13 protein-coding genes are annotated in these 14,297 nt (G+C 39.4%); all 13 read left to right on the top strand.

The window, feature by feature from the left end; genetic code table 11:
• The first annotated feature begins 63 nt into the window (after window positions 1–63).
• Window positions 64–1,728, top strand: a complete 1,665-nt coding sequence (locus tag DSM106972_RS06680) for a phage tail sheath family protein (protein WP_127079987.1) — start codon at window positions 64–66, stop codon at window positions 1,726–1,728.
• Window positions 1,729–1,800: 72 nt separating this feature from the next.
• Window positions 1,801–2,256: a phage tail protein gene (locus tag DSM106972_RS06685; RefSeq protein ID WP_127079988.1), complete on the top strand. Its 456-nt coding sequence runs from the start codon at window positions 1,801–1,803 to the stop codon at window positions 2,254–2,256.
• A 37-nt stretch (window positions 2,257–2,293) separates the two neighbouring features.
• The gene (locus DSM106972_RS06690; protein WP_127079989.1) at window positions 2,294–2,785 is read left to right on the top strand and encodes a phage tail protein; all 492 of its coding nucleotides are present in this window, start codon (window positions 2,294–2,296) and stop codon (window positions 2,783–2,785) included.
• Window positions 2,786–2,805: 20 nt separating this feature from the next.
• Window positions 2,806–3,144 carry a hypothetical protein gene (locus DSM106972_RS06695; RefSeq protein ID WP_127079990.1) on the top strand — a complete coding sequence of 113 codons (339 nt, stop codon included), beginning with the start codon at window positions 2,806–2,808 and terminating at the stop codon, window positions 3,142–3,144.
• A gap of 23 nt (window positions 3,145–3,167) precedes the next feature.
• Window positions 3,168–3,542, top strand: coding sequence for a phage tail assembly protein (locus DSM106972_RS06700; RefSeq protein ID WP_127079991.1), 375 nt, complete (start codon window positions 3,168–3,170; stop codon window positions 3,540–3,542).
• A complete protein-coding gene (locus DSM106972_RS52130) occupies window positions 3,542–3,694 on the top strand; it encodes a DUF6760 family protein (protein WP_170213559.1) in 153 nt (50 codons plus the stop codon). Before DSM106972_RS06700 ends, DSM106972_RS52130 begins: the two co-directional genes overlap by 1 nt.
• 18 nt (window positions 3,695–3,712) lie before the next feature.
• A complete protein-coding gene (locus DSM106972_RS06705) occupies window positions 3,713–5,395 on the top strand; it encodes an FHA domain-containing protein (RefSeq protein ID WP_127079992.1) in 1,683 nt (560 codons plus the stop codon).
• Window positions 5,396–5,467: 72 nt separating this feature from the next.
• On the top strand, window positions 5,468–7,720 hold the full coding sequence (locus DSM106972_RS06710; RefSeq protein WP_127079993.1) for a WD40 repeat domain-containing protein: 2,253 nt from the start codon (window positions 5,468–5,470) through the stop codon (window positions 7,718–7,720).
• Window positions 7,721–7,741: 21 nt separating this feature from the next.
• Entirely contained in the window at window positions 7,742–10,060 is a 2,319-nt protein-coding gene (locus DSM106972_RS06715; RefSeq protein WP_127079994.1) for a COG1470 family protein, read from the top strand.
• A gap of 336 nt (window positions 10,061–10,396) precedes the next feature.
• Window positions 10,397–10,651, top strand: coding sequence for a hypothetical protein (locus DSM106972_RS06720; RefSeq protein WP_127079995.1), 255 nt, complete (start codon window positions 10,397–10,399; stop codon window positions 10,649–10,651).
• Between the two features lie 264 nt (window positions 10,652–10,915).
• Window positions 10,916–11,605, top strand: coding sequence for a deoxyribonuclease V (gene nfi, locus DSM106972_RS06725; protein ID WP_127079996.1), 690 nt, complete (start codon window positions 10,916–10,918; stop codon window positions 11,603–11,605).
• A 50-nt stretch (window positions 11,606–11,655) separates the two neighbouring features.
• Entirely contained in the window at window positions 11,656–12,225 is a 570-nt protein-coding gene (locus tag DSM106972_RS06730; protein ID WP_127079997.1) for an FHA domain-containing protein, read from the top strand.
• A gap of 79 nt (window positions 12,226–12,304) precedes the next feature.
• Window positions 12,305–14,263: an FHA domain-containing protein gene (locus DSM106972_RS06735; RefSeq protein ID WP_127079998.1), complete on the top strand. Its 1,959-nt coding sequence runs from the start codon at window positions 12,305–12,307 to the stop codon at window positions 14,261–14,263.
• The last annotated feature ends 34 nt before the right edge of the window (window positions 14,264–14,297 follow it).

Genomic DNA, 14,297 nt, shown 5'->3' on the forward strand with positions numbered 1-14,297 from the left:
AGTGCTGAGTATGGTTGTGGGTGGGTGATATTTTTTACATTGATTAGATTGGAGATATTTTTAATGCCAAGACTTGATTATTTTGCTCCTGGTGTCTATATCGAAGAAATAGACCGAGGTAGTCGTCCTATAGAAGGTGTTAGTACGGCAATAGCTGGATTTGTTGGCTTTACTGAAGATGTGCGCGGTGGGGCTGAGTTGTTTAAGCCGATGCTTGTTACTAACTGGACGCAGTATTTAAACTACTTTAGTCGTCCTAATTCGGATGGTTATACAGATTTTAATGCTTACTTGCCTTTTGCTGTCTACGGCTATTTTATGAATGGTGGTGGCCGCTGTTGGATTACGAGTATTGGTACGCAGTTACCTAACGCTCCTAAAACACCTGACCCACAACCAGCTTCATTGCGGATTACTGGTCGAGGCAACCGTCCGGCGCTACGTTTTAATATGCGTCCTGAGCAATTAGCAGGCGGCACGATTACTATCTTGATTAGTGATAGTGGACCTCGTGCGTTACCAGAAGGAACAGAAGGGTCGGCACCACCAAATACAGGTGAATACTTTAAGGTGCAAATTCGTCGAGGAGATGAAACGCTTGAAGAGTATGACAACTTGACGATGAACCGTGATGGGAATGCTCAATTTGCTACTTATGCGGTTGCGGCATTGCGAAATTCGATGTTCATAACTATCGAGGATATATCTCAAACTGGACAACCTTTAGCGCGTCGTCCTGGGAACGGTCAATACGAACTTGCAGCACCATTACTTGCCGCAGAACCTGCTAGATTTTCTAGCGATGTTGAGGGTGTACGCGACGACCGTACAGGGGTACGTGGTTTATTTGAAATCGATGAAATTACGATGGTTGCTTGTCCTGATTTGATGCGTGCGTATCAGTCAGAGTTGATGAACTTAGACCAAGTTCACGGCATAATGGAATTAATGCTTAGTATGTGCGAAGGCGCCAACAATGGTGATATTCCCAACCCACCTAACCGCATGGTAGTTCTTGATTCTCCTCCTGACTGTCCCAAACCACAGCAGGTTGTAGAATGGTTGAACCGATTTAATCGTCGTTCAATGTTCGGCGCCCTTTATTATCCTTGGATTAAAGTCGCTAATCCCCGCGACCGTGGTAATCCAATTAGTGTTCCTCCTTGCGGTCATGTTATGGGAGTTTGGGGTCGTACTGATGAAACTCGCGGAGTTTACAAGGCGCCTGCCAACGAAGTACCTAGAGGTGTAATCGGTTTAGACTACGATACTAACTTCCGTGAGCAAGAACTTTTAAACCCATTGGGTATAAATTGTATTCGTAGATTTCCAAATCGAGGTATTCGGATTTGGGGCGCCCGTACACTAGTTGAACCTGATAAAACTGAATGGCGTTATATCAGCGTTCGTAGATTGATTAGCTACATCGAAAAATCTTTGGAACTAGGTACTCAATGGGTAGTATTCGAGCCAAACGACGAAGATTTGTGGGCGCGCGTGCGACGAACAGTCAGTAATTTCTTGGAAAGAATCTGGCGTGAAGGAGCATTATTTGGTGCCTCGCCCGAACAAGCATTTTACGTCAAATGCGATGAAGAATTAAATCCACCAGAAACCAGAATTTTAGGTCGTTTATACATTGAAGTCGGTTTATGTCCGGTTAGACCAGCAGAATTTGTGATCATCCGTGTCAGCCAGTGGAACGGAATTGAAGACGACGAACAATAGAGACGCTGCTCCCTTTCGTCTTTACCAATGATTCATTTGAACAAATAACAATTACAAAGGAGTTAAAACACCATGCCAGGAGAATTTCTTACAGCTTGTAAATTTTACTTTTCAGCAGGCGACATCACAGATAAATTCATCAAAGAAATCAGTGGCTTGGGTATAGAAAATACCCCCGCACAAGAAGTTCACGGCTCATCAAAGCAAGGAAAACTCTCGCGGCAAGCAACGCCTACTGTTGTAAAATTTACAAATATAACAATAAAAGTTATCGCTACTGATGATATAGACCTGTATAAGTGGTATCAAGACTGTAACGAAGACATGGGAGACCCGCGAAAATGGTCAGATAATCGTAAGGAAGGTTCAGTAGTTGCTTACGACCAAAAAGGTGAGGAAAAAGCACGTTGGGACATCAAATTTTGTTATCCCTGTAAATACACAGGTCCTACCTTAACAGCATCTGGTGGCGATATGGCAAATGAGACCATCGAATTGGTTCACGAAGGAATTAAACGTGTGAAGTAAGAGGGGGTAAAGGGGAAAGGAACGGGGGGAAGAGACAGTGGTACAAGCAGGTGGACAAAATTCCGAAATTCTTACGGCACATCGTTTCTATTTAGGACTAGCGCTAGACGGGCAAAAAGAGTCTGAAGCTTACTTTTTGGAGTGTCAAGGTTTTACAAGAACACAGGATGTAATTGAAATTTGTGAAGTTACTTCTCAAAGTTTGGGAAACGGACAATCTAAAGGTTTGCCAGTTAGAACCAAAATTCCAGGCAATGTTAAGAGTGGCAATATTACCCTTCGTAGAGGTATGACCAACTCGGTAGATTTTTGGAACTGGTTTGATAAGGTTCAAGCAGGTCAATGGGCAAAGCAACGAAAACTAGTTTCTTTGTCGATTTACAATCAAGCAAGTGTCGAAGTTGCTAGGTTTGAGTTAGCTGGAGCTTGGCCGACTCGTTACAAAATTGCCGATGTTAATGCGCGCAGCACTGAAATAGAAATTGAGGAAGTCGAAGTTGCTTTTGAGGAATTTAAACGGGTGAAATAATTGGAGGTCGAAGACAGACTATGTTTGCTACAGAGTTTGAGTTTACATTGCCGAAGGGATATATAGACACCTCGGGCAACCTCCATCGTAAAGGTGTAATGAGGTTATCAACAGCGATAGACGAGATTTCACCTTTACGTGACCCGCGCGTAATTGCGAATCCTGCTTATGCCACCATTATTATTTTGGCGCGCGTGATTACTTGTTTAGGCGCCTTATCTGAAGTAACCCCTGCAATAGTAGAAAACTTTTTTAGTCAGGATTTAAATTACCTCCAAGATTTCTACCGTCAAATCAATGGGTTGGAAGATAAATCCTCACAAGAAACAGTAAATTCTTCTGAACCAGCTGTTTGTTAAGTGTAAAAAGAAGACCTTAAATTATGCGCCGTAAGCAACTTTGTACTGAATTTAATTTTACGCTTCCTAGAGGATTAATTGACTCGCAAGACCGAGTACATCGTCATGGTGTAATGCGTTTAGCTACTGCCAAGGATGAAATTTGGGTGCAGCAAGAACGTGTAGTTCAGGATAATCCAGCTTACGGCGCTTTAGTTATGCTTTCGCGCGTTATTTCACGCTTAGGTAGTCTTAACTCTGTGACTTCTGAACAGTTAGAAGGGTTAGTACTACGTGACATTTCATACCTGAGAGAATTCTATAATCGAATTAATCAGCAAGGAAATACGCATATTCCAACGCATTGCCCACATTGTGATACGCAATTTAATGTGAGGTTAGAGTTCGCGGGGGAGTAATGAGCTACCCCTCAGATACTTTGTATGAGGAGGTAGCTTTTATTGCTTATCATTTCCATTGGTCGCAAGACGATATTTTAAACCTAGAACATATTGCTCGCCAGCGATGGGTAGCCCAAATAAATAAAATTAACCAGAAAATCCACTATTAAATTAACTACAACCTGAATATGAAAGTAAAAGTTACTACATCTCCAACACAAACCGAATTCGAGGAAGTTGACCTTACTTTAACAACTAGACGAGGAAGCGAATGTTTAATAGGTCGTTCTCCTGATTCTGATTTAGTTCTCGATAGCGATGATGTTAGTCGATTACATGGAAAGTTCTTTTCTCAAGGAGGAAATTACTATTTCTGCGACGTTGGTAGTAGAAATGGCTCTATAGTCAATGGTAAATTGGCTGAAAAAGACCGTTCATACGTACTAAGAAATGGGGATATTATCCGCATTGGTGATTTTATGCTGATGTTGGAAGATGAAATGCCTGATTCCCAGCAAGCGGAAACTGTTGTTAGAATTATTAATCCTTCGGTATTTTCTAATTGGCGCTCTCAAAATGAAGGTGTTGCACAGGAACCACAACCTGCGATTAATCAATTAAGTAATGAATCAGTTAGTTCGCACCCCGCTGAAACTCCTCATGAACAAAAAGAACAACAAGAAGTTGTCAATACCTCAAGAGAGGTAGAACAAAAAGAACAACCAGCAGAACAAGTTGAACAATCTGAACCAACTTTTATTCAGCCAGAAAATATTACTATACCTCAGAGCGCTATTGAATCTCCACACGAAAGCAACGAAGCATTTGAACATCATGATGAGCCTACTGTAGTTCCATTTAGTGATATCAACCAACATAACGCTGCAACTGATGTTGAACATCAAACCGAGAATGTTGCTAGCACAGAACATGAGTTGGAGCAAGAGGACTTAAATCACGATTACACGGTTGTTCAAGCACACGATGTTGTTAGTCAAGATAATGCTGCAACTGATGTTGAACATCAAACCGAGAATGTTGCTAGCACAGAACATGAGTTGGAGCAAGAGGACTTAAATCACGATTACACGGTTGTTCAAGCACACGATGTTGTTAGTCAAGATAATGCTGCAACTGATGTTGAACATCAAACCGAGAATGTTGCTAGCACGGAACATGAGGAAGTTGCAACACATACACATGACGAGCATGAAACAGAAGAAGCTCATCATGAGGAAGCGCGCGAAACTATCGAAGCTGTAAGTAATGATAATGAGAAGGTGGAAGTAGATACACCATCTCAACAACATGTAGAGGAACAATTAGAGGAAGAATTAATGCCTGAAAGTGTTTCTGTCTCAACACAACCGCTCAAGGGCGAAGAAATAGCTACTAGTCACGACGAAGAAGTTTTATTAGACACCGAAGAACCAGAATTAGAGGAAGCTGAATCAGAAAAATCATTTATACAGCTTGCTAAAGTTCTTGAAGAAAAGCAAATAGTGCTTGTAGCTCACGATAGCAAAAAATCTGAACTAACAGAGCTTGTTGCTGAACACGAGGAATTTTTATCGTACTGCTTAACAAGAACATGGCAAACTTTCAGCGATGATTTGTATAAACAAACTGGTTTAAGCGTTACGCAAGAAATTCCTCCAGCAAATTCGGGAGGGTATCAAGCTATCAACTCGTTAGTTAACTCTGGAGAAATTTTAGCTGTTATTTTCATTAGAGATTTGATGGCGCCTCAAAAGAATCAGGCAAGTGAAGAAGCTTTGTTAAGAATATGTAATATTAACAATGTTTTACTTGCTACCAATTTACCTACAGCGCGGGCAATATTACATTATCTCAAGAACTTGAAGGATTAAAACTACAGCCTGAAAAGTTAATAATTTCGTAGGGTGGGCACTGCCCACGTTACCCTCTTATATATTTATCATATGGAAAGTAATAATGTTATAGGCGCCAGTCTTTCAACAACAAGTTTAAGGTTTTACCCGAATAAAGGTGAGGTTTCTTTTGAAGTTACGGTTAATAATGATAGTGACCGTTTTGCCAATTTTCAATTAGAACTTATCGCTGCTGGTGAAATTCGGAAACTTGATTATCGCTGGTATCGACTTGAACCAGAAGTTGCTGCTGCTAAACCTCCTGGTAGCAGTACTAAGTTCCAAGTTTTTATTTTTAATACACCTATACCTGCATTTGTTGGTACAGTTAATCTGACTGTCAAAATATTTTCTCCTCAGTTAGCACGAGAGCGTAGACTTCCACTACGTTTGGAAATTGAGCAAGATGATAAACCTATTCTTCTTAGTGTTGAATTACCAATACGCGCGTTTCAAGTGTATCCTGGTAACTCGATAGATATACCTGTGCGGGTTAGAAATCAGGGACAAGTAGCTAGTAATGTGCTACTGCGTTTTACGGGTATTGATTCATCTTGGGTGACTAATAGTGCAGAACGTCGGTTTACAATAAATCCTGGTAGTCAGACAGAACTTACTTTTCAATGCCAACCACCATCTGTGGTTCAAGCTCCTAGTCAAAATTATGTCTTTACTGTTGAAGCTACAAGTAATAATAGTTATCCAGCAGATGCAAAAGGTAATATAGAAGTGTTACCTGTGGGCTTTATTAAGTTTAGCACCCCACAGTATAAACAAAGAATTCCGCAGCGGGACCCGTGGTTGCCTGACTGGAAGTCAAAAACTGCTTCATACGATTTGCTATTTAAAAATAACAGTAATCTTCGTCAAGAAATTAATGTACAAATGAGGGGTAGAGATTCAGGAAAATGTACATTTAAAAAGTTTCCTGAAGTTGCAAATCTAGATTTAGCAGAAACAGCAAAAGTTGTTTTAGAAGTTACAACAAAACGTCCTTGGGTTGGAGTTGGGAAAACTTTATTTTTAGAAGCAAGAGCAGAACTATCTGACCAAAGGCTTGGTAGTACAGACCCTGCAACTCAAAGTTTAGAGTTAAAGGTTTTACCAATTATACCACTGTGGCTTCAGTTAGCGATTCTTGCCTTGATAGCTGCTTTACTAGCTTTACTGTTTAGAGAAGAAGCTATTGCACATACAGGTTCTGTAAATTCTGTTCGTGTTAGCGGTATTGGCTCGTCTGTTGTTAGTGCTTCAGATGATTGTACACTACGATTATGGAGAATAGGTAATAATACATTGCCGCCAGAAGAAACAGTAAAATTTTCAGGAAAACCTTTAGCTTGTAGTAAACTTCAAAAACGCCAAGGATTATTAGCTATTGCTAACGATATTATTAGAGTTGTGCGGTTTGTGCCAGTCGAAAATGACCGCGTTGCTATTGGTCTAGATAATGGAGTTATCGAGTTAAGAAAAGTACCTACTGGTCAACAAAATATTACACTCCAAGATTCTAAACAACCAGGTGATAGAGTATTTGATTTAGCGTTTACTACAGACTCACTGAATTTATTAAGCGGTTCTGGCAAAGGTAAGTTAAGAAGATGGTCAAGAACAAGCGTTGACACAGAATTTCAGCAAGAGCCAGTTGAAACATTTGACTTAGAAAAACAACAAAAGTTAACACAGTTTCAAATCCGCGCGATAGCTTTGAGTCCCGACGATAAAATAATTGTTGCTTCTGGTAACTTTAATCGTTTTTTAGTACTGCCTGTAGGTTCAAATCAATCTAATAATCAGTTTAAAGGTATATCTTTGCAAAAATTAGAAAAGTTGTCAGATGGAAGAGGGGGATCGAATGACTTTGTTTTTGGGTTAGCTTTTATTCCTAGCTCGAAAGAAAAAATTCTAGCAACCTCAGATTCATCGGGGTTTATTACAACTTGGAATTTAAGCCAATGCAAAACTGTAGGCAATACTCAACAACAAATCAATAATTTGGAATGTACACCACTAGACCGTTGGCAAGGTGAGTCATCAAACCCTATACGTACTTTAGCATTCAATGAAGATGGTAGTTTGCTAGTTAGTGGTGGAGATGACGGACGAGTTATTATATGGCACTTAACTCGTGAACATAAACTCGACAAAACAAAATCACCAACAGGTAAAGGTATAATAATTTTTCCAAGTAACAAATATATCCCAAGTGACAAAAAAATTAATAGCGTTGACTTTAAAAGCAGCCAAAATGTTGTTATCAGTGGCAGTGAAGATTTTCAAGTGAGACTCCACCATATTAAATAGTAATGAAATAGTACAATTGTTATGTCTAATCCACTATCTGTTATTATTAACCCACCTGGAATTCAATATGGAATGCCAGGGGACATTGTATCATTTTATGCTGTTGTAATTAATGAAGGAGACCAAAGCGCTGTTATTGATTTATTTTTTACTTTTGATGAGACGTTTCAAAAAATCAGTGGTTGGTCTAATTCTCCAAGGGCAAGTTTAGCTGTTGCTCCGAAAGAAAGTAGTGATGAAGTAACGTTTGATTTTGAAATTCCTGCAGATGCGCTTGCGGGAACTTATGATTATACTTTTGTCGTAGATTCTCCTGAGCATTATCCCCAAGATACTCCAATAAACTTTCCAGGACAACTCAAAGTTCTACTTAAAGAACAAACTGTAATCCGCGCGTTTGACCCAAGTTTTTCGATTATACCTGCCACAAATCCAAATAAACCTATAACTTACAGGCTTGACCAACCTTTAAAAGTGGTGGTAAAAGTCGAAAATCGCTCAAACCGTGTAGACAGATTTCGCTTGACTTGTCCTGATTTAGATGATAACTGGTTTAAAATATCTTATCCTGCTAGTGGAGTGGAAGGAGTGGGGTTGTTTGATGTTAGTGCGCTGGAACTCAACCCGAATACAGAAGGTGAAATTACTTTAGAACTTCGTCCTCCTATTGATACTCTCGCTGGCAGCTATTCTCCAACAATTCGCTTGCTTTCAGAAAATAATCCAGATTTGATACTACTGGATTTGATATATATAAACATACCAAGCAATTATCAAGTTGGTGTGGAGCTTCATACTATTTTAGGAACAGTTAGCCGCAAACCTGGTAAGTATCAATTAGTACTAAATAATCAAGGTAATTTAATACGAGAGTTATTTTTTAATGCGAAAAGTAGGGATGAAGATGAAATTTGCACTTATAAATTTCAGCCTAAAGAATTAAGATTATTACCAAACATGACTGAAGAAACAATTCTTACAGTTAAACCTAGACATTGGTGGCGCCGACCTTTATTTGGTCAATCGTTAGTAATAAATTTTCAAGTTGATGTTATGGATATGCAAAGCTATCCTTTAGCTAACGCATCTCCCCAAGCTACTTTATCATGGAAAGCGCGTTCTTGGTGGCAATTTTTACTATTAATTTTACTTGGACTCGGGTTATTTGCAGGCACCTCATATATTATCTGGAGAATTTTAAACCCTGACCCTTTAAAAATAGAAAGTTTTAGTGCTGATAGTCCTATAATAACTGAAGGTGATGAAGTTACCTTAAGCTGGAGAATTAATAACTATAAACAAATGCAAAAACTGGCAGTGGTAACAAAACAACCACCAAATAATGACATTGGGCTTAATTTTGATAAAAATAGTATTAACCAGCTAATTCGACCAAGTAAAGAGAATCAAAATCCTCCCTGTAGCATAGTTCAGGAAGAATTAAGATGTAATCGTGTTCCAACCGGAATTAAAAATCCAGGTAAATACGTTTTTGAACTGCAAGCCTCTCATTTACAAGGTTCATCACTTTTTAAGCGCACAAGTCAAACCGATGTCAAAACCGCTGAAGCTGTTGAAGTTACGCAAAGACCAATCGCAGAAGTAATAGAATTTAAAGCAAATAAACGACAATATCGAAAAGGTGACAAAGTAAATCTAAAGTGGAAAATTACGCATCCTGAGTTAGTCTTTAAAGCTATAATTAATCTTAAAACTGCTGATAATTTACTAGCAATGCCGCCTTTAAATATACGATTTAAAGAGCCAAATGGTAGTGCCATTAAAAACCCTCAAGTCAAAGTTCCTTGTACACAAAATTTTCCAGATACACAATTCTTTAAATGCGAGATTGATATTTTAGTCAACAAAGTTGGAATTTTTAGTCCCGAAATAGTAGTTGAAACTTTTAATGAATTCAATAGAAAAAGTATTAAACAAGCTGAAAGTAAAATTGAAATATTGCCAAAACCATTTCAACTTATCTTTTTTAGAATTAACAACCGTGACCAACCACCAAATCTAGAACTAAAGGAAGGAGAAAAGGTTACGCTCAGTTGGAGAGTAGAGGGAGAAAATATTCAAGTTAAATTAGACCCTTATGGCAATGTCAAACCAAGTGATACAATACAACTTCCTGTTATTACTAACTTCCCATCACGAGTTGCTCTTCAAGTAACCGATAAATCTGGTAAGCAGCAACCTCAAGAAAAAGCATTTATTATCACCGTCAAACCTAAACCTACTCCGACTCCGACTCCGGCGCCTTTTCCATTTAACACCATCAACCCTAACATACCCATTCCATCACCAACAAGAAACCCTTTTATAACAAGACCCTAGTGCAGGGCTGGCAAAAATAACTTACCAGCTTACAAGGTAGAGTAGCGCTGTGGTCAGTACTGATGAACATCAATTTTATTTATAAATATCAAACCATCATTTTTGAAGAATTAAATTCTATTACCAAAAGCCGCAATCTCATAATACTAAAATACTAAAAAAATCATATTAACTAAAGCGGAAGATTCTTACAGACAATTTGCTAAGGGTTTATTTAGTGCGCTGTTATCACCATATCGTTGTAATTAATGAGTTATATCATGTCCGGGAGCATAACCATAATAAAATCTTCGTAGAGACGCGATGTTCCTCGCGTCTCTACATGATGCGGTAATTATGGGTAATCAACCGGACATGATATTACCTAAAACTTATGATACTCTTTGGTTAAGACTTTTAACGAAAGCAAAAGTGTTGTTGGAAGCTATAAATGAGTTAGAAGCGCTCCCTGCAAGTAATGTTTTACGCTTTAAAGCTTTAAATTCATTAATGGGTTTGTATACTAATTTACAAGCTGATCAAGATTTAGATGCTCAAGACCAGGAATTAATCGCGCGGTTATCACGAATATATCGTCAGGAAATGAATTAATCATTTTTGATCCCCTACTACAGAGCGCACAGTTATTAAGGGGGATTTAGGGGGATTTCTTTTTGGTATATAGTTACTAACGAGCAATTGGAAGAATTGTTAAATTTATAGTAAATTTATATTGAATTGATCAGCTCTAGCAACATGACCTAGTAACATGCTGATACAGTAGAGATGTAAGATGTTGCGTCTTTACAGATGATTTTAACTTTTTTAATTTATATTTAATTCTTGTTTAATTTATTTAATATTTATTTAACAGTTATGAAGATTAATCAACGTCATGAGTGGTCACTGTCAACAGAACAAGCAATAGCTATTCAGGAACAGTTGAGTGGTGAGGTTATAACCGATGATGAACTTAAGCCAAATATCGAGTACGTTGCAGGAGTCGATATGGGGTTTGAGGAAAATGGCGCCGTTAGTCGTGCAGCTGTTGCGGTGTTAAGTTATCCTGACTTGCAGGTAGTTGAAACGAGTATAGCTTACCGTCCAACTGCGTTTCCTTATATTCCAGGTTTTCTTTCGTTTCGAGAAGTACCTGCGGTGCTAGATGCGTTAGAAAAGCTACAAATTACACCTGATATAATTCTTTGTGACGGTCAAGGTATTGCTCATCCACGAAGATTTGGTATTGCTTGTCATTTGGGAGTTATAGTAGATATCCCGACAATTGGTGTAGCAAAATCGTTGCTTGTTGGCAAACATCAACCTTTGGCTGATGTAAAGGGTAGCTGGCAACCTTTGATATACAAAAAACAAACGGTTGGTGCAGTGGTACGCACACGAACGGGTGTAAAGCCTGTTTATGTTTCACCTGGTCATCGTATCAGTTTGCCTACGGCTATTGATTATGCGTTGTGCTGTACTACTAAATATCGTCTTCCAGAAACAACGCGCATTGCCGACCGAATAGCTTCGGCGAGAGGCGAGGTTTCAATTGTGGAATCGTAAAATCAAAAGTTAAAGTAAAAATTTAAGAGGAGTATCTAGGGCAATTAACAATGAGCGCACTAACTTTACAGTGGTACGATGCAGGTCGAGAAAAAACTCAGACAATTTACGAACAGCAGCAGCAAACTAAGAACCCTGGAACTGTTCGCATTGGTCGCGACCCACTTCGTTGCGATATTGTTCTTTCTGACCCTACGGTATCTGGTTTGCATGTTGAAATCTTTTTTAATTTAGGGCAGTTTTTGGTTCGGAATTTACGCTCCTCGAATCCTCCAAATGTGGATGGGAAGAAATTAACTCACGGTGAACAACCTCTTAAACAGGGTAGTGTTATTTTTCTTGGGCAAGCTCAACTGAAGGTAATAGCTGTATTTTCTTCTGAAGCTAGTAGTGTTCCACCAACTGTTTTGTCTGGCCCTCCTGTTAATATACCAGTACAGGCGCCTCGTACTCCTCTTGGTAATCAGCAACAGCATGTACACCAGCACCAAGCGGCTTATGGGTTAGAGTGTCCTAAATGCCATAAAGTTTCTTCAACCGATTTTCTACATATTGGATGTCGGTGGTGCGGGACTTCGCTTGCTGCTGCTGCGAGTGTTCTCGTCGAGCCAAAGAATTAATAGTATTCGGGCGCGAACTTGTATATAGGATATATTCTAATATCATCAAATTAAATTATAAACTATTAAATATTAAGCAATGACCAGTAACCAACAAATACAACTAAGTTGGGATGACCCGGTAAGTGGGGAACGGCGTGAACCTTCTTTAAGTCCGCCAATTGCTTTTGGTCGAGAATTTGCACGAATGCCTACTGAGTATAATGGGCAACGTGTAGCGCGGATGATACTTAATAGTGATGAGATCTCTAGATTCCATGCGTTACTCGAATGGCAGCAAAACGAGCTTGTCATTACCGACCAAGTTAGTGTTAATGGCATATTTGTAAACGGTCAGCGTCAAACACGAAGTGTGATCTTAAGCGGTGATACGTTACAAATGGGCCCTTACATCATAACTATTACGCTTGTAACTGGCGCCACTCCTCCACAGGCGCCGAGTCATTCAGCAATTCAATTTAATCCTGCTACAAATTTACCTGACCCAAGTTGGCGCCATAGTCCCCAAGCGACACCATTAGGCAGCAGTTTTCCTCCTCCTTTATTTCAGCAGCAAAAAATAGCTGTGCAAGAACTGCACGCGACTGGTTTGCCTGTAGAAGAATTTGATTTTCTTTCGGTTGGTGGTGGTTTAGGCAGTTTTATTTGGGCTGACTTGCTGAGAATTTGTGGTGTTAAAACTGAGAAAATAATTGCTTTAGGTTTAGAGAAAGAACCTTACGCACGTTATAAACGTCTTTGCCTTAATTCGCAGATTCCTTTATATGAACGTTTGCGCTCAAATTCTGACTCTTGCCCTGATAATATTTGGGGATATCCTAGCTATGCATTGCGTGAAGCTTGGCGAGATGCAACAAAAGGCAAACTAAATCAAGCGATTAAACATTTATGGCAAGTATTTGCCGAACCTACTTTTGCTGAAACTTATACACCCCGTGCGGGAAATGTTTTTGATTCAATTGACCGCGAAGCCAAGCGCATAGGTTGGGATAAGATATACCGCTACGGAAGAGTTAGAGGTATCCGTAAAACTGATGATGGTAGATATTGTATCGCTTATTCGCGGGCGCCGGGTTCGCATGCGTATATGGTAACGCGACACCTGCATCTAGCAACAGGATATCCAGCTATTCAATTTTTACCAGACCTGCAAGCATATCGGGAAAAATATCAAGATTTTAAATCGGTTGTAAATGCTTACGAAGACCATGACCATGTGTACGAACAACTCGAACGTCTTGGTGGTAAAGTCTTAATTCGTGGACGAGGTATTGTAGCTTCGCGTGTTGTCCAACGACTTTATGAAGCCCGCAAGAAAAATAATAATATAACAGTATTGCATTTGATGCGTTCGCCTAAACCACAGGGTAATAAATTTCAAAAAGCCCAACGTTTAGTTAAAAACCATTATGAGTTTCAACCTTTTAACTGGCCCAAAGCTTGTTGGGGTGGAGAACTTCGCGTCATGCTCGAAAAAGCTAGTCCAGAGGAACGTAAAACCCTACTTGCAGATTGGGGTGGTACAACAACAGCCGACCGTTCGGACTGGCAACGTATTACCGAAATAGGGTTACGGGAAGGTTGGTATAATATACAGTTTGGCAAAGTCAAAAAAGTAGAGCGCGACCCAAAAGGACGGACAATTACATATATAGAAGAGCAGAATTTTGGGCAAATTACTCTCGATGCCGATTTTATTGTAGATGCAACAGGACTTGATGCCAAAGTTGAAGCAAGTCCTTTACTTGATGATTTGGTAAAGCATTACAATTTACCGCTGAATAATTTAGGAAGATTATCGGTAGCGAACAATTTTGAGCTAGTAGAAATGCGGAATGACAAAGCGAAAATGTATGCTGCTGGCGCCATTACTCTTGGTGGCCCCTATGCTGCTGTAGATAGTTTTCTAGGTTTGCAGTACGCTTGTTTGGTGTCAGTTGATTCATTAGGGGCTACACGGGCGCCTGGAGTACACCGTTTAAATTTAGTCACATCTTTTGGGCAATGGCTGAAGTGGGTATTTAATCAATCACCCTAAATATACCTTCCCATTCCATTCCCAGGCTAGTAAC

The organism is Dulcicalothrix desertica PCC 7102 (assembly GCF_003991905.1).
Classification (GTDB): domain Bacteria; phylum Cyanobacteriota; class Cyanobacteriia; order Cyanobacteriales; family Nostocaceae; genus Dulcicalothrix; species Dulcicalothrix desertica.

Coding starts and splice junctions, on each gene's coding strand:
- DSM106972_RS06680 (WP_127079987.1), top strand. CDS start 64: ATGCCAAGACTTGATTATTTTGCTCCTGGTGTCTATATCGAAGAAATA.
- DSM106972_RS06685 (WP_127079988.1), top strand. CDS start 1,801: ATGCCAGGAGAATTTCTTACAGCTTGTAAATTTTACTTTTCAGCAGGC.
- DSM106972_RS06695 (WP_127079990.1), top strand. CDS start 2,806: ATGTTTGCTACAGAGTTTGAGTTTACATTGCCGAAGGGATATATAGAC.
- DSM106972_RS06700 (WP_127079991.1), top strand. CDS start 3,168: ATGCGCCGTAAGCAACTTTGTACTGAATTTAATTTTACGCTTCCTAGA.
- DSM106972_RS52130 (WP_170213559.1), top strand. CDS start 3,542: ATGAGCTACCCCTCAGATACTTTGTATGAGGAGGTAGCTTTTATTGCT.
- DSM106972_RS06705 (WP_127079992.1), top strand. CDS start 3,713: ATGAAAGTAAAAGTTACTACATCTCCAACACAAACCGAATTCGAGGAA.
- DSM106972_RS06710 (WP_127079993.1), top strand. CDS start 5,468: ATGGAAAGTAATAATGTTATAGGCGCCAGTCTTTCAACAACAAGTTTA.
- DSM106972_RS06715 (WP_127079994.1), top strand. CDS start 7,742: ATGTCTAATCCACTATCTGTTATTATTAACCCACCTGGAATTCAATAT.
- DSM106972_RS06720 (WP_127079995.1), top strand. CDS start 10,397: ATGGGTAATCAACCGGACATGATATTACCTAAAACTTATGATACTCTT.
- nfi (WP_127079996.1), top strand. CDS start 10,916: ATGAAGATTAATCAACGTCATGAGTGGTCACTGTCAACAGAACAAGCA.
- DSM106972_RS06730 (WP_127079997.1), top strand. CDS start 11,656: ATGAGCGCACTAACTTTACAGTGGTACGATGCAGGTCGAGAAAAAACT.
- DSM106972_RS06735 (WP_127079998.1), top strand. CDS start 12,305: ATGACCAGTAACCAACAAATACAACTAAGTTGGGATGACCCGGTAAGT.